Here is a 22,279-nt window from a genome sequence, read left to right as displayed (position 1 = left end):
TCACCACGGTGCGCGCCATCGCCGTGAATTACCCTTTTGCGCTCTTGACCGCCGCACGGTAGGCCCGCTCGGCCCACTGCTGCAGTTGCTCATGATCCTCAACCACATCCACAGGCACTTCCCAGTAGGACTTCAGCGCATGCTGTTCGCCTTCGCTCACGTAGCCTAGGGCATGAGAACCAGCAGCCTCGTAGTTCTTGCGCGAATCGTCATCAACCTTGAAGTAGATGCCCCCATGCCACGCCATGGCAAAGACATGCTCTTGCCGATAGAGTGCAACGGCGCCGAACAAAGGCCGTGTCGTGATCTTTGCCCAGGACGAGAGCTGATCTACGTAGTGATCTGCAAGTGCTTGGGTTTTCTGAGATTGCTGGCTCTTGCTCACGCACTGTCCTTCTTTGGCCTATCCCGCACCAGCATCATTTCGACCACCAACTGATAGGAAGTCTTGACCAGTTCCGTAATCAACTGCGGGGAAATGCCCCGACCCGCGCTGATGGATATCCAGTGTCCCTTGTCAAGGTAGCGTCCAAAAGTTACCGTTTGGAAGCGATCGCGCAGCGCACTCGCATGGTCTGGATCGGCTTTTAGTGTGATGATCCTCTCGTGGGGATCATCGGTGACGATCATGAAAAGTTTGTCGCCGACCTTGTACACGTCCAGCTTTTCCACGAACGGGCGGCCGTGGCTCACGCCGGGCAGCGATGCCGCCACTTCTCGAGCCAGCGTCTGAAGCTGGCGCGGCGAAAGGCGTCTGGTGCCAGATTTCTGGTCGCCAGAATCGCGCACGTTCATAGGAACATCGTTAACAAGGAACGCTGCGTTCCGGATCAGGAGGCCGAGGGCGTTGTCATGGACTGCGTGATCGCCCAGTTCGAATGCACGATACGCCATGTGCCCATGATCTTCCGGAAGACCTCAGTCGTGTTCCAGGCGCGTAGCAGTTGCTCGGCGCCGTTGGCATCCACAACATAGGTGCGCAGGTTGTAGATCAAGACGGCCAGGTCACTTGCCTCGCTGGTGATCACGTGTGGATTGAGATACTCACTGCGCACGATGTGCGGGTTTTTGTACAGTTTTTGGATGTGTGCGACGACGGCATCACGCCCCATCAACAGGCTCTCGAGAATAGGATCGAAGTAGCTGATGTCCTCATGGTAGTTGTCGAGATAGCCGCGGTTGTCTCCTGCGCTCCACCGCTCATTCAGCGAGCGCTCCAGCTCAAACACTTCCTGCGTGACCTTTTGAAGATTGCTGCTCATCGTCTATTTCCTTGTTTCCTAAAATGCTATTTTTTCGCACTTTCTGCAAGAAATAAAGGCAAAATTGACATTTTGCTGGCACTTATCGGACAAACCTGGCCATAGCGGCGTGCGATCTCCGCGCTGAAAGGAATCAATGAAATGAGGCAAGCATCAAGAGACCAGGTTCAGAAAATCCGTTATCAGCCCAAAGACTCGTACCCCTATGGCCTGGAGGTGTTCCGTGTCTCAGACCTGCGTCGAAGGACGAGCCGAGAAGACATGCGCCGGACGTACGGCTATACCTTCTACATGCTGATACTCGTCACCGAGGGTCAGGGCAATCAAATGCTGGACTTCGAGCCTTGCGCAGGCGCGTCTGGGAGTCTGATCATGGTTCACCCTGGGCAGGCGCATAACTTTGGAGAGCGCGAAGATTGGGATGGCTGGATACTTTTGGTGCGTCCCGATTTTCTCTGGCCCGCGTCATCGCTCAAGGACCTTCACTTGGGCTTCGATATAAAGCGCTTTCCAGCCCGCGTCCACATGGATGCCAAGGGTCTGGAGCGTGCAGAATCCGCCATCGAATGGATGAGGCAGGATGCGGCATGCCATGACGAACACAGCCCACAGCATTTGCGGCAAGACTTGGACGGATCTGCGGAATTTGTCGAGGACATGCAGTCTCATCTGCGATATTGCTTTTATGCGCTGGTTTCATGGCTTGCCATTACCTACAGGGACAAGCACCAGGATGATCAGCGCAGGCGACCGGCGCTGATGCGTTTTTATCAATTCAAGGACTTGGTAGAGCAGCATTTCCGCGAATGGAAAAACATCGGTACTTACGCAAGTGAGATGGGGTGCACCGAAAGAAGCCTCACGCGTGCCGCGCTGGACGCTGAAGGCATCAGCGCTAAGGAGTACGTCTTAAGACGGCTTGGTCTGGAGGCGAAACGTCTACTGATACACGTCGATTGGCCCGTTGGCGTTATTGCCGATCATCTCGGCTTCAAAGAGGCCACGCATTTCAGTAAATTCTTTCGGCGCATCGCAGGCGTGACGCCTCAGCAATTCCGATCCGTGAATGGGCATGGTTAAAACGGGTGCTATCGCCTAACTCGAGTTCAATTCGCGCTGCCTTACCGACCAGTTATGTCACGCTATACAGTCGCTAAAAGTGCGTCCTTTTCCTGCAAGTGCTTGAGAAACCGGGTGGCATAGTCTTCCGCCACGGCCGCCTTGACGCTTGGGCGCTGAACCAAAGCATGACGCCAATCCGATATCCGCTTCAGCTCATCAAACACGGGGTGGGTGGACCCCAAGTCAAGTATGTCGAAGTAGCGAAAAACCGGGGCAATGGCAGCATCGACCATGCTGAAGTTTTCACCAGCGAAATAAGGGCCCTCCGACATATCGGACTCCAACCGCTCTAGCTTGCTCCTTAAAGCGGCTGCTTTGGCGCGGGCTGTATCGTGGTCGGAAGCGTTCAGGAATCCCCATGCATCCGACAACGTGACAGACGCGAATTCAATCCAAGCACGGTGTTGTGCTCGGAGTAGCGCATTCTCTGGATGCAAAGCTGGCTCGGGTTGTACATCCTCCACATATTCGCAGATGGCCACGCTCTCGAATAGAACGGACTCGCGCCCGTTGGCGTGTAGAACTTTGAGCAATGGAACCTTGCCCGTTGGCGACATGGCAAGGAACCAGTCTGGTTTGTCGTGAAGATCCACACTAACCCGCTCGAAGGCGATCCCTTTTTCGAGCAACACAATGGCGACCCGCTGAACGAATGGGCATAGGGGATGACTGATAAGTGTCAGCTGTGTTTGTGACATTGGAATGCGCCCTGTAAAAATGAGTCCCCCGCGGATGGGGGTGGTCCTGTGGCAGACAGTTGGGTTTTAGGGCTTCAAGAAATCTTGCGTAGTCACCGCATTGCCGTAAAAGGGCAAGATATCTGTCAGGAACGAGGCTTGCTGCTCCTGCGTGAAGGCTGCTGACGCGTCGTGGATGACGTTGGTGTGGTAGCCAAGGTCGTGCGCATTGCGCAGCGTTGATTCCACACACTGGCGCAGCGCATAGCCCATCAGATAGATGTCTTCGATCTTGTTGTTGCGCAGGTAGCTGTCCAACGTGGTGGCGGCAAAGGCGCTGCTGCCGCCAGTGCGCTCGGTGATCACATGCTCTCCGGCAGCAGGCTCGAAGCCCGGAAAAAACTCCGTCTGCTTGCCGAGGAAAGATTGATACGCGGGGATCATCGTGCGTAGTCCGTACTTGCCCTGACCCAATGCCTTGTAGCTCGGCTCCAGCACCATGGCGACGTGGATCACCTCCATGTCCCGACGACGGGCTTCGGCGAGCACTTTTTTGGCGTTCACGACCGAGTCGTCGAACTGCTTGCGATCCTGGAATTGAGGGTTGATGCTGCCGGTAACGGCCACCCAATCATTTTGGTATTCGATGAGGATCAGCGCGCTTTTGCGAAATGCACTGGGCTGAGCGGGTGTGGAAAGCGTATTCATAGAAGAGTTTTTAAAGTGTGGGTTAAGTGTGGTTTCAATCAGCCATTCAGCGTGCGGCCGCCGTCCACGATGATTTCGGAGCCGACCGTCCATCGGGACTCGTCGGAAGCCAGGTACAGCACCGCCTTGGCCACTTCCTCCGGCGTGCCGAAGCGGCCAAACGGAATGGTTGCGGTAATGTCCTTGTTGACCTGGTCACGGTAGGCATCGGGGATACCGAGCTTGTCGTACAGCGGCGTTTCGACAGGGCCGGGACTGACGGCGTTAACGCGGATGCCGCGTCCGAGCAGTTCGCTCGAAAGCGTTTTCGACAGATTCAGAAACGCGGCCTTGGTCGCGGCATACACCGACGAATTCGCCGCGCCGACGTGCGCATTGACTGACGTATTGAGCACCACCGATGCGGGGCTCGCGAAGACAGGCAACAGCGCCTGGATCAGGAAATAGGGTCCCTTGACGTTGATGTCAAACGAGCGATCGAACATTTCTTCTGTCCACGCTTCGATCGGCATCCAAACGGAGACGCCAGCGTTGAGAAAGGCGATGTCCAGCTGGCCATAGTGCGCCTGGACGGCCTGCGCCAACGCCTTCTGGGCAGCCACACTGGCTGAGTCGGCGCGCAGTACCAGGACCTCACTACCCAGTTCTGCCTGGGCCTTTGCGATGGAATCCGGATTGACACCGGTGACGATGACGCGTGCGCCTTCGGCGAGGAACTGTTTGGCCGTTTCCAGGCCAATGCCGCTGGTGCCGCCGGTGATGAGAGTACGTTTGCCTTGCAATCGGGACATGAAAGTTTTCCTGTAGGTTATTTATGGTCAGCCAACCTTGGCTGACCTGCCGTGGGGAGAACTATGCACTCATGCAATGAATTGGATAAGATCGTATATTTGTATATGTTTCATGCTTCAATTGCATTAATCAAGGATTTCACGTGGACCGTTTTTTGTGGATGACATGCTTCGCCCGTGCCGTTGAGACGGGCAGCTTCTCCGCTGCGGGCCGCGACTTGGGGCTAGGACAGCCGAACGTCAGCCGCTACGTGGCGGCACTGGAAGATCATCTACAAACGCGGCTGCTGCACCGGTCAACGCGCAAGCTTGCCCTCACGCCAGAGGGGGAACGCTACTACGCGGAAGCGCGGCGAATTCTTGACGCCGTGGACGAATCAGAGTCGTCGTTCAAGGCGAACGTTGATCCGTCCGGATTGCTGCGTGTTGCCTGTCCGACCGCGCTGAGCTATGCATTTGTGTTGCCGCATGTGCCCGCATTCCTGGAGCGTTATCCAGGACTGACGCTGGACCTCCAGACCAATGACCGCTATGTGAATCTCGTCGATGAGGGGGCTGAACTCGCGATTCGGATCGGGCATTTGGAAGACAGCGCACTACGCGCGCGGCGCATAGGTTTGTTCAAACGCGTGTGCGTTGCCAGCAAAGGATATCTGGCCAAACGTGGAGTCCCCGCTGCTCCCGACGATCTACGCGGGCACGATTGCGTGGTCTACACCCTACTGTCGTCAGGCGCCACCTGGCGTTTTCGGGATACAGAAGTTCCGGTAACCGGCAGGCTTCGGGTCAGCTCACCCGAAGCCGCACGCGAATCTGTCAACGCGGGGCTAGGGGTCGGCCTTGGCCCGGAATGGTTGTTCGAAGACGGGTTGAAGAACGGTAATTTGCAATTGCTGCTGACAGAATATGACGCCCCGCCTGTGCCGATACAAATCGTTTATGTGGCAAACAGACTTCTTCCGAAGCGGGCCATCGTCTTCATGGATTTCATCGCCGAAGCATTTTCAAAGGTTCCCGCACTCAACGTAGATCAGCCTAATCCGGCGCGGGTCACATGAAACAAAAAAGCCCGCACCTTCGCAGGTACGGGCTTGGCACAGACCGGAGTCTGGAACGTTGTTTACTTCGAAACCACGCGGGCCATTTCCAACACCTTGTTGGAGTAACCCCATTCGTTGTCGTACCAGCTCACCAGCTTGACGAAGGTGCCATCCAGGGCGATGGAGGCTTCCGCGTCGTAGATGGAAGTGCGGCTGTCGCCACGGAAGTCGGTGGCCACGACCTTGTCTTCGGTGTAACCCAGCACGCCCTTCAGGGCGCCTTCGGATTGGGCCTTCAGCTCGGCGTTGATTTCAGCCAGCGTGGCGGAGGTGTTCAGTTCCACGGTCAGGTCGACCACAGACACATCGCTGGTGGGCACGCGGAAGGACATGCCGGTGAGCTTTTTGTTCAGTGCGGGAATGACCACACCCACAGCCTTGGCAGCGCCGGTGCTGGAAGGAATGATGTTTTCCAGAATGCCGCGGCCGCCGCGCCAGTCTTTGTTGGAAGGACCGTCCACGGTTTTTTGCGTGGCGGTGGTGGCGTGCACCGTGGTCATCAGGCCGCGCTTGATGCCGAACTTGTCATGGATCACCTTCGCCAGAGGGGCCAAGCAGTTGGTGGTGCAGGACGCGTTGGAGATGATGGCCTCACCCTTGTAGGTGGTGTGGTTCACGCCGTACACGAACATGGGGGTGTCGTCCTTGGAAGGCGCCGACAGGATGACCTTCTTGGCGCCGGCGTCGATGTGCTTTTGCGCGGTTTCCTTGGTCAGGAACAGGCCGGTGGATTCGACCACGATGTCGGCACCGACGTCAGACCACTTCAGGTTCGCGGGGTCACGCTCTTGCGTCAGGCGGATCTTCTTGCCGTTGACGATGAGGGCGCCGTTGTCGATGGACACATCGCCCTTGAAGCGGCCGTGCACGCTGTCGTACTGCAGCATGTACGCCAGGTAGTCAGGTTCCAGCAGGTCGTTGATGCCGACGATTTCCACGTCGTTGAAGTTCTGGATGGCGGCACGGAACACCATGCGGCCGATGCGGCCAAAGCCGTTGATACCAATCTTGATTGTCATTTGCTTCTCACTTCACTAAAAAAGTCGTAGGACACAGAAACCAGAATTACTTGCGGGCCAGCGCAGCTTGCACGGTGTCGGCCACGTTCTCGGCGGTAAAGCCAAAGTGCTTGAACAGCACAGGCGCGGGCGCGGATTCACCATAGGTATCCAGGCCCACCACGGCCGCAGTGCCGTATTTCCACCAGCCACCGGTGGAACCCATTTCGACCGCCACACGTGGCAGGCCGGCGGGCAACACCTCTGACTTGTACTCGCTGCTTTGCAGGTCAAACGTGGTGGTGGAAGGCATGGACACCACTCGCACCGCGATCTTGCGCTCGGCCAGCAGCTTTTGCGCGGCAATGGCCAATTGCACTTCGGAGCCGGTGGCAATGATCACAGCCTGGGTCTTCTTTTTGAGGCCCACGTCGGACGGCTCGGACAGCACGTAAGCGCCCTTGCTGATCGCGTCCAGACCGGAGGCGTTGGGCGCATCGGCAGCGTCTGTCTTGGCAATGTAGGCAATGTTCTGGCGGCTCAAAAGCAGGGCCGTGGGTTTGCTCTTGTTTTGCAAAGCAACCGTCCAGGCCACAGCAGTTTCTGCGGTGTCCGCAGGGCGCCATACGTCCAGGTTGGGGATCAGGCGCAGGCTGGCGGCGTGTTCCACCGACTGGTGGGTGGGGCCATCTTCGCCCAGACCGATGGAGTCGTGCGTGAACACGTGCACCACGCGCAGCTTCATCAGTGCGGCCATGCGGATGGCATTGCGGCTGTAGTCGCTGAAGGTGAGGAAGGTGCCGCCGTAGGGAATGAAGCCACCGTGCAGGGCCACGCCGTTCATGATGGCGGCCATGCCGAATTCACGCACGCCGTAGTTGATGTGGCGGCCACCTTGGCCGGCCTCGTTGGTCACCACAGCACCGGTCAGCGCGTCAAAGCGCAGGTTGGGCGTGCTCTTGGTGTTGGTCAAGTTGGATCCGGTCAAATCGGCCGAACCACCCAGCAGCTCAGGCAATGCGGCAGTGAACGATTCGAGTGCCAGCTGGCTGGCCTTGCGGCTGGCCACGGTTTCGCCCTTTTGGTGGGCGGCAATCACGGTGTCCACCGCGGTTTGCACAAACGACTTGGGCAGCTCGCCCTTCATGCGGCGCAGCAGCTCTTTGGCCAGCTCGGGAAAAGCGGCCTTGTAGGCGGCGAACTTGTCGTTCCAGGCGGCCTCAGCGGCCTTGCCTTTTTCCTTGGCGTCCCAGTCGCCATACACCTCTTTGGGGATGACGAAGGGCGCGTGGCTCCAGCCGATGGCTTCGCGCGTGAGCTTGATTTCTTCAGCGCCCAAGGGTTCGCCGTGGGCCTTGGAGGTGTTGGCACGGTTGGGGCTGCCCTTGCCGATGTGGGTCTTGCTGATGATCAGGGTGGGGCGGTTGTCGGTGCCGGCCTTGGCTTGTGCAATGGCTGCGGATACAGCGGCTGCGTCGTGGCCGTCCACGGGGCCAATCACGTTCCAGCCATAGGCCACAAAGCGTTGGGCGGTGTTGTCGATGAACCAGGGCGCGACCTGGCCGTCGATGGAGATGCCGTTGTCGTCGTACAGCGCAATCAGCTTGCCCAACTTCCAGGCGCCAGCCAGTGCGGCGGCTTCGTGGCTGATGCCTTCCATGAGGCAGCCGTCCCCCATGAAAACGTAGGTGTGGTGGTCCACCACAGTATGGCCTTCACGGTTGAATTCCGTGGCCAGCAGCTTTTCAGCCAGCGCAAAGCCCACGGCATTGGTAATGCCCTGGCCCAGCGGGCCGGTGGTGGTTTCCACGCCAGCGGTGTAGCCGAATTCGGGGTGACCCGGGGTCTTGCTGTGCAGTTGGCGGAAGTTCTTGAGTTCGGCGATGGGCAGCTTGTAGCCGGTCAGGTGCAACAGCGCGTAGATCAGCATGGAGCCGTGGCCGTTGGACAGGATGAAGCGGTCGCGGTTCAGCCAGTTGGGGTTGCTGGGGTTGTGGCTCAGGTGATCACCCCACAAGGCAACGGCCATGTCTGCCATGCCCATGGGGGCCCCGGGGTGACCCGAGTTGGCTTGTTGCACTGCGTCCATGGCAAGTGCGCGAATGGCATTTGCCATGTCTTTGGTATTGGGGGTGGGGGCCATGCAGGGCAACTCCGGGGTAAGGTTGGAAAACGGTGAGAAGGGCGAAACTCTCCCGATTTTACCGGGCCGCGCCGAAGGGGCGTTACAGGGCGGTACCGCCTGGAATTTGACCCATGGGCTATGCTTTTATGCATGAGCCTGCTTTTCACCCCCCTGAACCTGCCATCGCCCCGCGGCGGCCTCACCCTCTCCAACCGCATCGTCATTGCGCCCATGTGCCAATACCAGTCCGTCGATGGCGAGGCCACGGACTGGCACCTGATGCACTGGGCCAACCTGCTCAACAGCGGCGCCGGCCTGTTCACCATCGAAGCCACGGGCGTGTTGCCCGAAGGCCGTATCACCCCGGCGTGCCTGGGCTTGTGGGACGATCGCACCGAAGCCGCGCTGGCCGACAAGCTGGCGCGTGCGCGCAAACTGGCACCGCAGGTGCCAGTTTGCCTCCAGCTGGCCCACGCGGGACGCAAGGCATCCAGCCACATTCCCTGGGAAGGCGGCCAACTGATGGCGAAAGAAGAGGGCGGCTGGGAGACCTTTGGCCCCTCGGCGCTGCCCCAATTGCCGGGCGAAGCACCCCCCACGGAACTGGACGAGGCTGGCATGGAGCGCGTGAAAACTGCCTTTGTGGAAGCGGCCAGGCGGGCCGACCGCATGGGTATGGAGGCCATCGAAATCCACAGCGCGCACGGCTATCTATTGCACGAATTTTTGTCCCCCATTGCCAACCAGCGCCACGACGCCTACGGCGGCAATTTCGAGAATCGCATCCGCTTTCCGCTGGAAGTATTTGCGGCCGTGCGTGCTGTTTATGACGGCGTGCTGGGCCTCCGTCTGTCTGCAAGCGACTGGGTGGAAGGGGCCTGGGACGTGCACCAGAGCGCCGAGTTTGCCAAGCGGCTCAAAGCTCTGGGCTGCGATTTCATCCACGTGTCCAGCGGCGGCGTGTCACCACAGCAAAAGATTGCACTGGGGCCTAACTACCAGGTGGACTTTGCCCGGCAAATCCGCGAGACCAGCGGCCTGCTGACCATCGCCGTGGGCCTGATCACCGACCCGCACCAGGCCGAAGCCATTCTGCAAAGCGGAGAGGCCGACCTGGTGGGGCTGGCGCGCGCCTTTTTGTACCAACCCCGCTGGGGCTGGCAAGCCGCCGCCGCTTTGGGCGGCGAAGTACAGGCCCACCCGACCTACTGGCGCAGCCTGCCGCGCGAGGCGCAGGCCGTGTTTGGCCAGGTGGCCGTGGGCGGGCGCTAAGCAGGCGCAGCTATGCAGGGACTGCACCTGACTGCCGATTTGCACGGCTGCCGCTGTGGAATGGACTGGCTGACTGAGGCCGGCCCCCTGGGGGACTTCTGCGTGCGTGCTGTGGAGACAGCGGGGCTACAGGCCGTGTCGCAGGTCGTACATACCTTTCCCGCCACGGCGCAGGGCGCCGGTGGTGTCACGGCCACCGTGCTGCTAGCCGAGTCGCACCTGTGCGTGCACACCTGGCCGGAGCAGCGCGCGGTAACACTCGATGTGTACGTATGCAACATGGGCGGCGACCACTCGGCCAAGGCGCGGGCCTTGCTGGCAACGCTGCTGCAGCTGTTTGACGCGGCGCATGTGGAGCAGCACCAGCTGCTACGCGGCACACTGCCGCAGCCATAAAAAAAGGGAGCCTAGGCTCCCTTTTTTGCGATCCGCGCAGATCAGGCTTTGCGGCGCAGCGTGCGGCGGCGTGCGATGGAACCGATCAGGCCCAGACCGGCCAGCAGCATGGCGTAGGTTTCTGGCTCGGGAACGGCGGCCACGGTGGACTGCAGGAATTCCACACGCAGACCTGCGGGGTTGCCGCTGCCTTGGGCATAGTTGGTCAACACGAATTCCAGCGTGTTGGCGCCAGCGTTGAATCCGCTGTTGGCAGCGAAGCTGGAGTAGGAGGTGAAACCACCAGAAGTACCGATGTTCACGCCGTTCAGCTTGACGATCGCTGCGTTGTCGGCAGCGAATTGGCCGGAGAAGCTGGCGGTGTTGGCGTTAAAGCCGGTCAGGTTAAACGACAGAGTCCAGGAGTAGGTGCCGTTGACAGAGGGGTCCAGGGAGTCGGCCTGGTTGGCAGTGGGCGTGATCCACTTGGAAGCGGCAGTGTTGCCAATCCAGGGATTGATGGGCCAGGAGTTGTCGTAGCTCACGTAGCCGTAGCCAGCGCCATTGAGTACGTAGTTGGTGTCTTGCGAACCGCTGGCGAAGCTGCCGGTGTTCACCAAACCGGAGATGGAAGCTGCGTGTGCAGAGAGGAAAGAACTGGCGGCCAGAACGGCGGCGATGGCGATTTTTTTCATGAGTCCCGTGCGGTTACTGGCAAATTTTGCCAAGCTGCAATTGTAAGGAACGCCCTGGACGCCAAGCCGGCTTTGTGGGCCCACCAGGGCGCTGCCAGCGTGACTTTTTGCGCAATTGATCCAAGTTTCTGCGGCCGCGCTACTGGGCCCGCATGATCTGGTGGCGGCGCCAGTAGTGGCTGACCGCGACATTGAACGCGTCTTTTTGCTTGCCCAGCCCGGCCAATTTGAGCTTGGTGGTCTTGGCGCCTATCAGGCCTTTCTCATGCAGGGTGACGGTCATGCTGTCGCCAAAACTGCTCTCGTGGTACTGCAGGGCCTTGACGCTGTCCCAGGGCAACTCCTCCTCCCCGGAGGGCAGGATGCCGCTGTAGTTGACCTCAACTGACGCGCCATTCTTGAGCGAAAACACCACCGGCGGAAAGTACTTGAGCACGAGCGCCTGCTCTTCGTCGTTGGCCGGCTCGTAGCGGTAGGCCAGAGTCTGCTCGTGGTTCTGGGCGAACTGGGCCTCGTACTGCGCCCACAGGCGCTCCTCAATGGCTACGGACGTCAGGATCTCGTCGGCCCAGGTCGTGGTGGGCGTCTGGCGCACGATGGCGCCGTAGTCATCGGGCAGCACGACATGGCCCACGTGGCGCATGCGCTGGGCAATCGGCGGGTGGCTGTCAAACGGGTGCGGGATATGGGCGGTGCGCATGTCATCAAAGAAGTCGTCCGACGCCGCATACGGGTGCAGGCCCTGCGCCACCGCTTGGGCAATGCCCAAAGCTCCGTTGAGTTTGCGGTCGCTTTCAAACAGCGTGCGCTCGGTATTGGAGCGGTAGTGGTCATAGGCCGCAATTTTGATCAGCGATTGCACGATGCCCTGGGGCGACACCAGCTTGGCCGCCGTGCGGTCGGCTTTGAATTCTCGCGTCCGGCTGTCGCGCGACAGCGCGAGCTGAAACACCATGCGGTAGAGCTGCATGAACGGCACCACGACCAGCGCCAAGCCACCTTCACTGAGGCCGTGCATGTAGTGGTCGTACTGCTGCAGCTTGGGGCCCAGCAGCGCGCTGTTGCGCGTGTCACCGCCGCGGAAGTGGGCCAGCTCGTGGCCCAGCACGGCATCGGCCTCCTGCAGGCTCAGCACACGCAAGAGCGGAATGCTGACAAACAGGCTGCGCCCCTGCAGCGTCTTCTGGCCCACGGTGAGCGGGGTTTCGGTGACGAAGAAGTTGGTGTCTATGCCCGCCACGATGTGGTCAGGCGGTGCCGTCTTTAGGCGCGCCGCCATGTGGCGGATGCGGCGCCACAGCAAGGGGGCGTCGGCCTCGGTTACCACCTCGCCCTCTACCGTGTTGTTCAGCGCCACGCGCTGAAAAATCTTCATGACCACCACCCACACCGCGCCCAGGGCCAGCACGCCCGCAATCAGGATCAGCTTGAGGTAGTACTTGTGGAAGAAAAACGCCGTCAGCCAGAACGACAGCCACACCAGCGCAGCGCCCTGCACCACCACCGCAGCCGCGCTGGCCAGCATCATCAGGCGCCACCCCACCACAAAGCTGCGGTGCTGCAGCTTGCGGTTCACAAAGGCCAGCGCGCCCAGCGCAGCAATGGCCAACAGGACCAATACCCCACCCACCAGCGTCCAGCCGGCCACGCGGCGCACCAGGTGGAATTGCCACACCTCGCCATACGGCTGGCATACGGACTCCCGGTAGCGCTGCGCATCAGGTTCTGCATTGCTGCAAGCGGTGGACGGTGGGCGCTGGCGGTAGAAGGTGATCTGGGCTTGCTTCTCCTCGCTGGAAGCGTTGTTGTCGGCGTAGACACGCTCTTCCACCATGCGCTGGAAGGCCACGTCGTCCTGGTGCGCGGCGTAGCGCACGAAACCGTAGGTGAGCGCGGGGATGAAAAACAGCGCCAGCGCTGCAAAGCAAAGGACCTTGAGCAGCTGGCTGCGCAGTGCGGTGTCTGGATTCATGGATGCAGGCCTGAATGTGATTTGTTATGCCCAGCCACACCCTGGCGTGCAGCCTCCCGCACAAATTTTAGGGTCGCCGCTGGCGCGCGCCCTGCACGCTCGACAGCCGCCCGCAGCCGCTGGTCAGAAAATTCTCAGTGCACCACAGGCGCCCAAGGCGGCGCCAGGCTGGACTCCAGCGTGGGACGCACGGCCAAGGCCGGGCTGATGGGCTGGGCGTCCATGCCCAGGGTGCGCACAGAGCCATTGAAGGCCCATTCGCTGTAGCGCCAGTCGCCGTCGACACGCTCCACCCCTGCGGGCGGCTGCACCTCTTGCACCGGCACGCCCTTGAGGGCCGTGGCCATGAACTCGATCCAAGCGGGCAAGGCCAGCGCCGAGCCGGAGGCGCGCGAGCCCAGGCTGCGCGGTGTGTCATAGCCCACCCAGGCCACGGCCACCAGGCTGGGCTGGTAGCCGGCAAACCACGCGTCCACCACGTCGTTGGTCGTGCCGGTCTTGCCATACAAATCTGGGCGCTTGAGCGTGGCCTGGGCGCGGGCGGCGGTTCCCACGCGGGTCACGTCCTGCAGCAGGCTGGACACCAAAAAGGTGTTGCGCTGCGGCACGGTGCGCAGGGACTCGTCCAGCACCTGCACGGGCGCCTCAAACACCACTTCGCCACTGGCGCGGGTGATGCTCTTCACAAACTGCGGAGACACCCGGAAGCCCCCATTGGCCAGCACGGCATAGGCACCCGCCAGTTGCAGCGGGTTGGTAGAACCGGTACCCAGCGCCTGCGTCAGGTCGGCGGGCTGGCGTTCTACATCGAACCCGAAGCGGCTGGTCCAGTCGCGCGCGCCCTGGGGCGAGAGAAACTGCATGAGCCGGATGGAGACCAGGTTTTTGGAGCGCGCCAGTGCGTGGCGCAGCGTGATGGGACCATCGGTGCTGCCGTCGTCGTTCTCCGGTGCCCAGTCGCCCACGTTCTCCAACGGCGCGTCGTTGACCAGGGTGTCGGGCTGCACACCGTTTTCGATCGCACCGGAGTAGATGAAGGGCTTGTAGCTGGAGCCGGGCTGGCGCCAGCCCTGGGTCACGTGGTTGAACTGGTTGCGGTGGAAGTCAAAGCCGCCCACCAACGCGCGCACCTGGCCATTGAGCGGGTCCATCGCTACAAAGGCGCCCTCGGTTTCGGGCCATTGGACCAGGGACCAGCCCTTGCCCTGTTGCACGACACGTACGACTGCGCCGCGGCGCACTTTCAATTTGTTGGAGGCGGACTCGGCCAGGCCGCTCTGCGCGGCGCGCAGGCCGGCACCGTCGATCTGCAGCACCTCGCCCGAGGCCAGCACCACGGTCACGGCCTTGGGCGTGGCGCGCGTGACGATGGCCAGGCGCAGGTCATCGTCGTCATCAAAGTCGGCCAAGGCCTGGGCCACGGCAGGGTCTTCGTCCTTCAGCGTGGGGGCCAACGCCTCAAAGCCCTCGGGGCCGCGCCAGGCCTGGCGCTGGGAGTGCTCTACCAGCGTGCGACGCAAGGCCTTGTAGGCCGCCTGCTGTTCGGTGGAGCGGAGGGTGGTGGTGACGTTCAGGCCCGTGGTGTAGCTCAGCTCGCCAAACTGGGCGTAGACCTGCTGGCGCACCATCTCGGCCACGTACTCGGCGTGCACCTCCACATCATTGAGCTTGCGCACCACCAGCTTTTCCAGCAGCGCCTGCGCGTACTGCCCGCCGTCAATCACGCCCTGCGAGCGCATGCGGCCCAAGGCCACCAACTGCCGCGCACGGGCGCGCTCCAGGTTGTGGATGGGGTTGGCGAAGTAGGGGTTCTGCGGCAGGCCGGCCAGCATGGCGCACTCGGCCGCGCTGAGTGCGGACAGAGTTTTTCCAAAGTAGGTTTGTGCCGCGGCCTCAAAGCCGTAGGATCGCGAACCCAGGTAGATCTGGTTCATGTACAGCTCCAGCACCTGGTCTTTGCTGAGCTGTGATTCGATCTTGAAGGCCAACATGGCCTCCTTGAGCTTGCGCTCCAGCGTGCGCGAGCGGCTCAGAAAAAACGTGCGCGCCACCTGCTGCGTGATGGTGGAGGCGCCCTGCATACGCCCGCCGGTAACGATGGCCACCGCCGCACGCGCCATGCCCACAGGGTCCAGCCCGTGGTGCGAGTAGAAGCGCGAATCTTCCACTGCCAGCAGGCTGTCTTTCATCAGCGCGGGGATCTGGTCGATGCGCTGGTAGACCCGCTTCTCCGCACCAAAGCCGCCAATCTCCACGCCATCGGCCGTGAAGACGCGCAGCGGCTGCTTGGGCTGGTAGTTGGACAGCGAAGAGGTATCGGGCAGTTGCGGGTACAAAAAGGCGATGGCCGACAGCAGAAAGCCCAGTACCAGCACCGCAAGCACCAGGCCGATTTTCAGAACACGCATGGGCCAGGGGCCCCAGGGAATGGTTGGCATAAAGATAGAAAGGGTGAGGGCGCATTATGGGCAGGAGCCGCCGCGGCCCTGTATGCACGCTAGGCGAGCGCCGCCAGATGGTGGGCAAAGTGGGCCCGGCTGTCCTGAAAAAAGGTGTCCGGCATGATCCCGTAGTGCTGGAGGGCAGCCTCCACCGCGCCCAAGCCCACCTGCTCGGCCACGGCGTAGGCGGTGCGGCCATGCTGGATGCGCTCCTCCTTGTCGGCAAAGTTGCTGAACTGCAGGCCCCGGCCTTTTGCAAAGTAGGCAAACGCGATGCGGGGCCGCATGGCCAGGTATTTCGCCACGGGCCAATCCAGCTGCGCCACGGCCTCGTGCACGGCTTGGGCGACGATGGTGTCTTGTTCCCACAGGAAGAACGCATCGAACAACTCCCGGCGGCTTTCGGCAGAGAACGCAGCCCCGGTCACGCACGATGCATGGCATTGGTTGAGCGCGCGCAGCAAGCGCGGCGGGATCGTGCTCTCGGCGAATGCCGTGTGCCCATGCCGCTGAGAGAAGTGGTAGGCAGTGTAGGCCTCGGCGCACACGCGCCGATTGATGTCCCGAAAGCGGTCTGCAAACTGGTGCAGCGCTTGTTGCTGCTGGCGTTTGCGCTGTGATTGCAGCGCATATTGCAGCGCCAGGACCTGGCCCGCCAACATGCCTTTGGCAAAGTAGCCCGCACCCCACAGGGCGCCATGGGCGGCGATCAGCGGAAACACATTGCGACCACCCGAGTCCTCGTACAAATGGAAGTACACCGAGGCACGCTGTGGCAGGTCCGTCAGGCCACCTGCCAGGGCGTAGGCCGCGGCCCGTATGGCTGCGTATTCGGCGGCCAGAAATGCGGTGTCATCGCTATTCGTCACATGCCTCTCCTGTGTTGGTACTGTGCGTGAAGTCAAACCAGGTCTTCCAGCGCCTGCTGCAAGTCGGGGTGGGCAAACCGGTAGCCCGCGTCCACCAACCGCTGGGGCACGACCCGTTGCCCGTCCAGCAGCAGCTCGGCCATTTCACCGGCGACCCAGCGCAGGGGTGCCGCGGGCAGATGCAACCACACGGGCCGGTGCAGCACTTTTCCGGCCGTGCGGGCGAACTCGGCCTGGCGAACGGCTCCGGGTGCCACCGTGTTGTAGACGCCCAGCATGCGGGCATCCGCCATGGCGCGGGCCATGATCTGCAGCACATCGTGGCGGTGGATCCAGCTCATGACCTGCTGGCCATCGCCCAGGCGCCCACCCATGCCAAAACGGTAGGGCAACAACATCGGTGGCAAGGCGCCACCGGGCCCCAACACCACCCCCAAACGCAGCACCACCAGGCGCACGCCCTGGTCCGCCACAGGTTGGGCAGACGCTTCCCATCGCTGGCACAGCGTGGACATAAAGCCCTGCCCCGGTGCGCTGGACTCGGTCAGCCGTTCATCGCCATCGCGCACGCCGTAGTAGCCTATGGCGGACGCCTGCAGCCAGGTGGCGGGCTTGTGCGCGGCACGGTCCAACCACTGCAGCGGCGACTGCGTCACCCCCACGCGGCTGGCCAGCAATTGCGCCTGGCGCTGGGCGCTCCATCGCGGCCCGAGCACCGGGGCACCTGCCAGGTTGATGACGGTGTCGAAACCCTCTTCCACACCCAGCGCAGCGATGGAAGGCACGCACCGGGCGCGTGCCTGAAATTGCTTGGTTGCGCGCACGGGGTTGCGGGCCAGCAAGGTGACGGTGTGACCCGCGTCCAGCAGATGGTTCACCAACGCCGAGCCGATAAAACCGGTGCCCCCCGTTATCAGCACCCGCTGCGGGGGCATGGTCTGGAAGGGATTGGGGGAAGATGTCATGCGCGGTCCAGTCTCCAGAGCCACACCAGCGGCGGCACCATGATCAGCAAGGCGAAGGTATCCACCGCCACATGGGTCCACACGTGTGCCTGCAGCGAAAAGCCGATGTCCTGCGGCGCCCACAGCGCCAGCCCCGCCAGCAGCCAGAGCCAGGCCGCCGCAGTGCGCTGGCGGTTGCCGATATGCACCAGCGCCAGCATCCACAACGCGGTGCTCTGCATGGTGGCGGCAAACAACGAGATCCACCACAGCTGCTGGGCACGCGCCGCCACAGGCGCCGCACCCGACCAGAAATACTGCTCAATGCCGCGGTGGTAGTTGTCTAGCAGGGGCAGTTGGGCCATCCAGGGCAGTAGCACCGCCACCACCAGGTGAGCTACCGCCACGGCATACATCCAGCGGACCAGCCATGGGCGTGTGGAAGAAGAATCTTGGGTACGCATGGAAGGTCTTGGAAACAAGTGGCCAGGCTAGTCTTTGAAGAAGGGGTTGCCGACGGCACAGGTGCCGCCGTCGCACGCAGGCATCCGGCGGTACCCCAGCCAGCGCGAGAAGCGGTAGCGGTTGCGCGCAAAGCCGCGGTACAGCAGGGCCAGCAGCTGGCGCAGGCCCGGCACCCGCAGCGGCCACACCAGCCAACCCCGGCCGACCAGCGTGTACGCGGCCAGCAGGCTGTCGATGCCGACCAATACGGCGCCGGCGCGGGTTTGGCTGTGCATCTCGCGGTTCAGGGCCGCCATGTCCACGCCCAGCGGGCGGGGGTCAAAGCCCGGCGCTGCGATATCCACAAACTCCAAACGCCCCGCACGGTCCCAGCGACCCAGGCGCCGCATTTCAGCGGCGCAAAACGGGCACTGGCCGTCGAAGTAGAGCACCAGCGCGAGCGTCGTCATGGCTTGGCGTCCTTGTCTGGCCCCAGGAACTGGGCGATCTTGCCGCCGGTCTTGAGCAGGCGTTTCAGCGTGGGCGTGGGCAGGCGTTTGAAGTCGTCATACGCGCCCATGAACAGCTCCATGAACTCCAGCATGCCGTCCATCTTGGCCCGGGTGCTGGGGTCCAGCAGCGCGTCGGTCTGCGACTGGGCCGCACATTCGCGCAGCACCACCAGCGTGGGGTCCAGCTCGCGCTTCTTGCGCTCGTCCATCACCACGCGAAAAATCTCCCAGATGTCCTGGTGCGCCACGTAGTGGTCGCGCCGGTCGCCGGCGATATGGGTCACGCGCAGCAGGCCCCAGCCTTGCAGTTCCTTCAGGCTGTTGCTGACGTTGGAGCGCGCCACGTCCAGTGCCGCGGCAATGTCTTCGGCGTTGAGCGGCTGGGCACTGCAAAACACCAACGCATGGATCTGCGCCACGGTGCGGTTCACCCCCCAGCGCGACCCCATTTCGCCCCAGTGCAGGACGAATTTTTGGGTGGTGGGGCTGAGGTCCATCGATTTCTCTAATTTCTGTCGTTGCAGAAATTAGAGAACATTCTGTGCCACGCGTCAAGCAGTCTTATGCCCCCGCCCGGTGCCCCAGCGTGAACGCTTCCTCAAAGATGGAATAGCCTGCCCAGTCACTGTGGGCAAAGCGCAGGCGGCCGTGGGTCAAGGCAAATTGCTCTTGTTTTGATAGCTGCTTGCGCATAGTCGACGGGGGCTGGAAGCCGATTTCACCTTGAATGGAGGGCACGGGGATGGCCATGGCATGGCCGTAGCGCGTCAGCTCCATGCGCGTGGCCTTGGCGGGCAGGTCGGGGTGGGCGGTGGCCAGCTCGGCCAGGATGGTGTCGCGCCAATGGGTCCACGGCTGCTCCAGCAACTGCCTGCGCCCGGCGCTGGGACCGCCCGCCACGTCGCCCAGTGCGCGGTAGTGCGTGAGCACCGTGGCGCCGGGCACGGGGTGCAGGCTTTGGTGCATGGCGTCCACATAGCCCAGGCCCTGGGTGGCGCCTGCCTCTGCGTAAATCACGTTGTCCCAACTGGGTGCCGGGCCGGGCCGGTCAAACAGCGGCTCGCGGACGTGGATGTTGGCCACCAGCCAGGGCGCGTAGACCACGCGCTGCGCGGCTTGGCGCAGAAAGTCAGGCGCCCCCTCCACCACGCGCGCCGCCACAGAAATGGGCAGCGCCACGATCGCCTGCTGCGCCTGCCAGCGCTCCACCTGCTGCGTGGCGGTGTTGAAGGCATCCACCTCCACGCCGTGGCGGCCCTGCGCCACGCGCAGCACCACACAGCCCGTGCGCAGGCGCACACCCAGCGGGGCAGCCAGGCGGCGGGTGAGCCAGGCATTGCCCTCGGGCCAGGTCAGCAACCCCTCGCGCTCGGCCGACTCTGCCCCCGGCGCGTGGAAGCCATGGCGGCTGGCAAAGTAGTGGATGCCCGCCCAGGCCGACACGGTGGACAGCCCTGCGCCATAGTCGTCGCCGCAGCAGTAGTCCAGGTACCAGCGCAGGTGCGGGTCGGTCAGGCCGTTTTGTTCCAGGTATGCTATGAAAGTCATAGCTGCTAGCGCACGTTTGACGGGGGCTAGAGGCTTGTTTTGTAGTGGGATGGTCCACTTGGCGGCACTGCGTGCCTGCTCCACCAGCGCCGCAAAGCGCCGGTACTGCGCCAGCGTGGACTCCCCCACGCCCTGCACGGGCAGCAGGCCGTCTTGCCAGGCGCCGTGGAAGAACAGCCGCTCCTGTGGGCTGTGGCACAAGTGGCGCTCTTCGTATTGCCAGCGCCCGGCCACGCGCTGGCGCAGGCCCAGTTCTTCCAGCAGGTCTTGCACCTCGGGTGCGTCGTCGCTGGGCAAGGGCAGGTAGTGCGCGCCCAGCGGGCAGGCGATACCGCCCACCGCGCCGCCGCGCGCGTTGCCGCCCGCACTGTCTTCCAACTCCAGCAGCGCAAAGTCGTCGTGCCCGCGCAGGCGCAGCGCGCGGGCCGCGGCCAGGCCGGCCACACCGCCACCCGCGATGACGGTGTGTGTGCGGTGGGTGACGGCGGGAGCGGGCCAGTTGCTGCGGTCACGCAGCTGGTGGCCGCGGGCGTGGTCTATGCCGGTGAAGCCGCCGGTGATGTCCGTTTGCGCAGAGCACGCCACCAGAGGCACCGCGGCAGACGCCAGAAAGTGGCGGCGCTGCATCACTTCGCCACCCTGCCCCATTCCTCTTCGTACGTGGTCACTAGCACCTGGTTCGACAAGCGGTTCACCTCAGTCGGCACACGGCCCATATCCTGCGGAAAATCGAACAACAGCGGCAAGCTGGGCACGTTCAGAAAGCGCAGGCCAGCAGGTAGCGCGGTGGGCATGCGCCAAGGGCGTCGACTGGCCAGCACAAAGCCCCATTCGCCAAAGCTGGGCACATGGGCGTGGTAGGGCGTGGCGGTCAGGCCTACGGACTCGATGGTGGTGACCACGGTCCAGAAACTCTTGCGCGCAATCAGCGGTGAAGTCGTCTGCACCACCGCGTAGCCGCTGGCGGCCAGGTGCTTGTCCAGCAAGGCGTAGAAGGCGTTGGTGAACAGCTTGCCCACCGAGAAGTTGGTGGGATCGGGGAAGTCCACCACCACCACGTCAAACACCTCCTCCGTGCCCTGCAACCAGGTGAAGGCGTCGGTGTTGATGACCTTGACCTTGGGCGAGCGCAGCGATTCGCCATTGAGCGCGGCCAGCTCGGGCGTCTGGGTGAACAGCTTGGTCATGGCCGGGTCCAGCTCCACCAGCGTGACCTGCTCCACACCGGGGTATTTGAGGATTTCGCGCACCGCCATGCCATCACCACCGCCCAGCACTGCCACTTTTTTGGGCGCGGCGCCGGTGGCCGAGAAGGCCGCCATGGCGGGGTGCACCAGGGCCTCGTGGTAGCGGTATTCGTCGCGCTGGGCGAACTGCAGGTTGCCGTTGAGGAACAGGCGGTAGCCCATGCGCCCCTCGCCGGGTGCGTAGGTCACCACGATGCGCTGGTAGGGCGTGGTCTGCGCAATGACGGCCTTGTCCTGGTAAAGCTTGTCCTCAGCCCAGGTGGTGATGTGGTCGGCCACGACCATGCCCGCGCCCAGCAGGGCCAGCACCCCAACACAAGCCCACGCGTGGGCGGCAAAGCGACGCAACTCATGGCGGAACAGCCACAGCGCCCACAGCGCCACGACCGCATTCAGCAGCCCGAACAGCAGGCCCGTGCGCACCAGCCCCAGCTTGGGCACCAGCAGCAGCGGAAACGCCACCGACACCACCAGCGCGCCCAGGTAGTCAAAGGTCAGCACCTGCGAGACCAGATCCTTGAGCGCCACATTGCGCTTGAGGATGCGCATGACCAGCGGTATCTCCAGCCCCACCAGAATGCCCACCAGCAGCACCATGGCGTAAAGCACAAAACGAAACGATCCCGGTAGCAGGGCATGCGCTACAAAAAGAATAGCTGGCAGCGCACCACCGGCCAGGGCCACCATCAGTTCTATGCGCAAGAAATGGGCGCTGAGCTGACGCTCGAAAAAGCGCGACAGGTAGGAGCCAATGCCCATGGCAAACAGGTAGGCCCCGATGACGGTGCTGAACTGCAGCACCGAATCGCCCAGCAGGTAAGAGGCCAGCGCACCGGCGGCCAGCTCGTACACCAACCCGCAGGCCGCCACCACAAACACCGAGGCGAGCAGCGCGACCTCGACCGGGCGCGGCCCGGTGTGCTGCGCCTGCGGCTCCAATCCCTCAGCCTTCAATGGATGGCAGCCGCCACGATGATGCAAATGCCCAGCGACATGGCGGCAACCACCAGCGCCAACGCCTTGTTCTGCTTTTCCACAATCTCCAGCCACAGGTTGTAGGGCGTGATCTTGTCAATGATGATGAAACTGATCCAGAAAATCAGCACCCCCATCACCGCATACAGCACCGAGCCCAACACCACATCCGGTTTCAACCAATCCATGGTCATCTCCTTAA

The 22,279-nt window shown here is 62.4% G+C and carries 23 protein-coding genes; 4 read left to right on the top strand and 19 right to left on the bottom strand.

What is annotated here, in order from left to right:
* Window positions 1-28 precede the first annotated feature (28 nt).
* From AC097R_RS02485 to AC097R_RS02475, 3 genes are read right to left on the bottom strand one after another with little or no spacing between them, the layout of a single operon-like run.
* Complete coding sequence (locus tag AC097R_RS02485) at window positions 29-385, bottom strand: TfoX/Sxy family protein (protein ID WP_479596018.1); 357 nt, start codon at window positions 383-385, stop codon at window positions 29-31.
* A complete protein-coding gene (locus AC097R_RS02480; protein WP_479596017.1) occupies window positions 382-795 on the bottom strand; it encodes an MmcQ/YjbR family DNA-binding protein in 414 nt (137 codons plus the stop codon). Before AC097R_RS02480 ends, AC097R_RS02485 begins: the two co-directional genes overlap by 4 nt.
* 35 nt (window positions 796-830) lie before the next feature.
* Window positions 831-1,262, bottom strand: a complete 432-nt coding sequence (locus AC097R_RS02475) for a YybH family protein (RefSeq protein ID WP_479596016.1) — start codon at window positions 1,260-1,262, stop codon at window positions 831-833.
* Window positions 1,263-1,553: 291 nt separating this feature from the next.
* On the opposite strand from AC097R_RS02475, the gene AC097R_RS02470 reads away from it, so the two are divergent.
* Window positions 1,554-2,342 carry a helix-turn-helix transcriptional regulator gene (locus AC097R_RS02470; RefSeq protein WP_479596015.1) on the top strand — a complete coding sequence of 263 codons (789 nt, stop codon included), beginning with the start codon at window positions 1,554-1,556 and terminating at the stop codon, window positions 2,340-2,342.
* Between the two features lie 62 nt (window positions 2,343-2,404).
* Here the strand turns inward: AC097R_RS02470 and AC097R_RS02465 are convergent, their stop codons facing one another.
* From AC097R_RS02465 to AC097R_RS02455, 3 genes are all read right to left on the bottom strand, one after another.
* Window positions 2,405-3,082: a glutathione S-transferase family protein gene (locus AC097R_RS02465; protein ID WP_479596014.1), complete on the bottom strand. Its 678-nt coding sequence runs from the start codon at window positions 3,080-3,082 to the stop codon at window positions 2,405-2,407.
* 66 nt (window positions 3,083-3,148) lie between these two features.
* The gene (locus AC097R_RS02460; protein WP_479596013.1) at window positions 3,149-3,769 is read right to left on the bottom strand and encodes a cysteine hydrolase family protein; all 621 of its coding nucleotides are present in this window, start codon (window positions 3,767-3,769) and stop codon (window positions 3,149-3,151) included.
* Window positions 3,770-3,807: 38 nt separating this feature from the next.
* A complete protein-coding gene (locus tag AC097R_RS02455) occupies window positions 3,808-4,560 on the bottom strand; it encodes an SDR family oxidoreductase (protein ID WP_479596012.1) in 753 nt (250 codons plus the stop codon).
* 143 nt (window positions 4,561-4,703) lie between these two features.
* Here AC097R_RS02455 and AC097R_RS02450 point away from each other — a divergent pair, with 143 nt between their 5' ends.
* The gene (locus AC097R_RS02450; protein WP_479596011.1) at window positions 4,704-5,618 is read left to right on the top strand and encodes a LysR family transcriptional regulator; all 915 of its coding nucleotides are present in this window, start codon (window positions 4,704-4,706) and stop codon (window positions 5,616-5,618) included.
* A gap of 62 nt (window positions 5,619-5,680) precedes the next feature.
* Here AC097R_RS02450 and gap read toward each other — a convergent pair whose 3' ends face one another.
* Together gap and tkt are read right to left on the bottom strand one after the other, a co-directional pair.
* A complete protein-coding gene (gene gap / locus AC097R_RS02445) occupies window positions 5,681-6,679 on the bottom strand; it encodes a type I glyceraldehyde-3-phosphate dehydrogenase (RefSeq protein WP_479596010.1) in 999 nt (332 codons plus the stop codon).
* Between the two features lie 46 nt (window positions 6,680-6,725).
* Window positions 6,726-8,801, bottom strand: a complete 2,076-nt coding sequence (gene tkt / locus AC097R_RS02440; RefSeq protein WP_479596009.1) for a transketolase — start codon at window positions 8,799-8,801, stop codon at window positions 6,726-6,728.
* A gap of 132 nt (window positions 8,802-8,933) precedes the next feature.
* Between tkt and AC097R_RS02435 the strand changes: the two genes are divergently transcribed.
* Both AC097R_RS02435 and AC097R_RS02430 read left to right on the top strand, forming a co-directional pair.
* Window positions 8,934-10,055: an NADH:flavin oxidoreductase/NADH oxidase gene (locus AC097R_RS02435; protein ID WP_479596008.1), complete on the top strand. Its 1,122-nt coding sequence runs from the start codon at window positions 8,934-8,936 to the stop codon at window positions 10,053-10,055.
* A gap of 12 nt (window positions 10,056-10,067) precedes the next feature.
* On the top strand, window positions 10,068-10,451 hold the full coding sequence (locus AC097R_RS02430; RefSeq protein WP_479596007.1) for an S-adenosylmethionine decarboxylase family protein: 384 nt from the start codon (window positions 10,068-10,070) through the stop codon (window positions 10,449-10,451).
* Between the two features lie 41 nt (window positions 10,452-10,492).
* Here the strand turns inward: AC097R_RS02430 and AC097R_RS02425 are convergent, their stop codons facing one another.
* The 11 genes from AC097R_RS02425 to AC097R_RS02375 form a co-directional block, all read right to left on the bottom strand.
* Window positions 10,493-11,125 carry a PEPxxWA-CTERM sorting domain-containing protein gene (locus AC097R_RS02425; protein WP_479596006.1) on the bottom strand — a complete coding sequence of 211 codons (633 nt, stop codon included), beginning with the start codon at window positions 11,123-11,125 and terminating at the stop codon, window positions 10,493-10,495.
* Between the two features lie 139 nt (window positions 11,126-11,264).
* Complete coding sequence (locus tag AC097R_RS02420; RefSeq protein WP_479596005.1) at window positions 11,265-13,097, bottom strand: M48 family metallopeptidase; 1,833 nt, start codon at window positions 13,095-13,097, stop codon at window positions 11,265-11,267.
* A gap of 134 nt (window positions 13,098-13,231) precedes the next feature.
* Window positions 13,232-15,505: a penicillin-binding protein 1A gene (locus tag AC097R_RS02415; RefSeq protein WP_479596004.1), complete on the bottom strand. Its 2,274-nt coding sequence runs from the start codon at window positions 15,503-15,505 to the stop codon at window positions 13,232-13,234.
* Window positions 15,506-15,594: 89 nt separating this feature from the next.
* Window positions 15,595-16,407, bottom strand: coding sequence for a hypothetical protein (locus tag AC097R_RS02410; RefSeq protein WP_479596003.1), 813 nt, complete (start codon window positions 16,405-16,407; stop codon window positions 15,595-15,597).
* Between the two features lie 32 nt (window positions 16,408-16,439).
* The gene (locus AC097R_RS02405) at window positions 16,440-17,372 is read right to left on the bottom strand and encodes a TIGR01777 family oxidoreductase (RefSeq protein WP_479596002.1); all 933 of its coding nucleotides are present in this window, start codon (window positions 17,370-17,372) and stop codon (window positions 16,440-16,442) included.
* A complete protein-coding gene (locus tag AC097R_RS02400; protein ID WP_479596001.1) occupies window positions 17,369-17,815 on the bottom strand; it encodes a cell division protein in 447 nt (148 codons plus the stop codon). Before AC097R_RS02400 ends, AC097R_RS02405 begins: the two co-directional genes overlap by 4 nt.
* A gap of 27 nt (window positions 17,816-17,842) precedes the next feature.
* Window positions 17,843-18,265, bottom strand: a complete 423-nt coding sequence (locus tag AC097R_RS02395) for a thiol-disulfide oxidoreductase DCC family protein (protein WP_479596000.1) — start codon at window positions 18,263-18,265, stop codon at window positions 17,843-17,845.
* Window positions 18,262-18,804 (bottom strand): GbsR/MarR family transcriptional regulator, encoded by a 543-nt coding sequence (locus AC097R_RS02390; protein WP_479595999.1) that lies wholly within the window; start codon window positions 18,802-18,804, stop codon window positions 18,262-18,264. Before AC097R_RS02390 ends, AC097R_RS02395 begins: the two co-directional genes overlap by 4 nt.
* Window positions 18,805-18,868: 64 nt before the next feature.
* Window positions 18,869-20,482: an FAD-dependent oxidoreductase gene (locus AC097R_RS02385; protein WP_479595998.1), complete on the bottom strand. Its 1,614-nt coding sequence runs from the start codon at window positions 20,480-20,482 to the stop codon at window positions 18,869-18,871.
* Window positions 20,482-22,056, bottom strand: coding sequence for a polyamine aminopropyltransferase (locus AC097R_RS02380; RefSeq protein ID WP_479595997.1), 1,575 nt, complete (start codon window positions 22,054-22,056; stop codon window positions 20,482-20,484). Before AC097R_RS02380 ends, AC097R_RS02385 begins: the two co-directional genes overlap by 1 nt.
* Window positions 22,053-22,271 (bottom strand): DUF350 domain-containing protein, encoded by a 219-nt coding sequence (locus tag AC097R_RS02375; RefSeq protein WP_479595996.1) that lies wholly within the window; start codon window positions 22,269-22,271, stop codon window positions 22,053-22,055. The genes AC097R_RS02380 and AC097R_RS02375 overlap by 4 nt, the downstream gene beginning before the upstream one ends.
* Between the last annotated feature and the right edge of the window lie 8 nt (window positions 22,272-22,279).

The sequence above is a fragment of the Rhodoferax sp. ZS1R25 genome, from assembly GCF_056521335.1.
This window is presented reverse-complemented; position numbering and strand designations above follow the sequence as displayed.

Excerpts from the sequence above, each read along its gene's own strand:
- AC097R_RS02420 (WP_479596005.1), bottom strand. The coding sequence starts at position 13,097 with ATGAATCCAGACACCGCACTGCGCAGCCAGCTGCTCAAGGTCCTTTGC.
- AC097R_RS02385 (WP_479595998.1), bottom strand. The coding sequence starts at position 20,482 with ATGCAGCGCCGCCACTTTCTGGCGTCTGCCGCGGTGCCTCTGGTGGCG.
- AC097R_RS02430 (WP_479596007.1), top strand. The coding sequence starts at position 10,068 with ATGCAGGGACTGCACCTGACTGCCGATTTGCACGGCTGCCGCTGTGGA.
- AC097R_RS02480 (WP_479596017.1), bottom strand. The coding sequence starts at position 795 with ATGAACGTGCGCGATTCTGGCGACCAGAAATCTGGCACCAGACGCCTT.
- AC097R_RS02405 (WP_479596002.1), bottom strand. The coding sequence starts at position 17,372 with ATGACATCTTCCCCCAATCCCTTCCAGACCATGCCCCCGCAGCGGGTG.
- AC097R_RS02475 (WP_479596016.1), bottom strand. The coding sequence starts at position 1,262 with ATGAGCAGCAATCTTCAAAAGGTCACGCAGGAAGTGTTTGAGCTGGAG.
- AC097R_RS02375 (WP_479595996.1), bottom strand. The coding sequence starts at position 22,271 with ATGACCATGGATTGGTTGAAACCGGATGTGGTGTTGGGCTCGGTGCTG.
- AC097R_RS02415 (WP_479596004.1), bottom strand. The coding sequence starts at position 15,505 with ATGCGTGTTCTGAAAATCGGCCTGGTGCTTGCGGTGCTGGTACTGGGC.
- AC097R_RS02455 (WP_479596012.1), bottom strand. The coding sequence starts at position 4,560 with ATGTCCCGATTGCAAGGCAAACGTACTCTCATCACCGGCGGCACCAGC.
- tkt (WP_479596009.1), bottom strand. The coding sequence starts at position 8,801 with ATGGCCCCCACCCCCAATACCAAAGACATGGCAAATGCCATTCGCGCA.
- AC097R_RS02435 (WP_479596008.1), top strand. The coding sequence starts at position 8,934 with ATGAGCCTGCTTTTCACCCCCCTGAACCTGCCATCGCCCCGCGGCGGC.
- AC097R_RS02460 (WP_479596013.1), bottom strand. The coding sequence starts at position 3,769 with ATGAATACGCTTTCCACACCCGCTCAGCCCAGTGCATTTCGCAAAAGC.
- AC097R_RS02425 (WP_479596006.1), bottom strand. The coding sequence starts at position 11,125 with ATGAAAAAAATCGCCATCGCCGCCGTTCTGGCCGCCAGTTCTTTCCTC.
- gap (WP_479596010.1), bottom strand. The coding sequence starts at position 6,679 with ATGACAATCAAGATTGGTATCAACGGCTTTGGCCGCATCGGCCGCATG.
- AC097R_RS02400 (WP_479596001.1), bottom strand. The coding sequence starts at position 17,815 with ATGCGTACCCAAGATTCTTCTTCCACACGCCCATGGCTGGTCCGCTGG.
- AC097R_RS02465 (WP_479596014.1), bottom strand. The coding sequence starts at position 3,082 with ATGTCACAAACACAGCTGACACTTATCAGTCATCCCCTATGCCCATTC.
- AC097R_RS02395 (WP_479596000.1), bottom strand. The coding sequence starts at position 18,265 with ATGACGACGCTCGCGCTGGTGCTCTACTTCGACGGCCAGTGCCCGTTT.
- AC097R_RS02390 (WP_479595999.1), bottom strand. The coding sequence starts at position 18,804 with ATGGACCTCAGCCCCACCACCCAAAAATTCGTCCTGCACTGGGGCGAA.
- AC097R_RS02470 (WP_479596015.1), top strand. The coding sequence starts at position 1,554 with ATGCTGATACTCGTCACCGAGGGTCAGGGCAATCAAATGCTGGACTTC.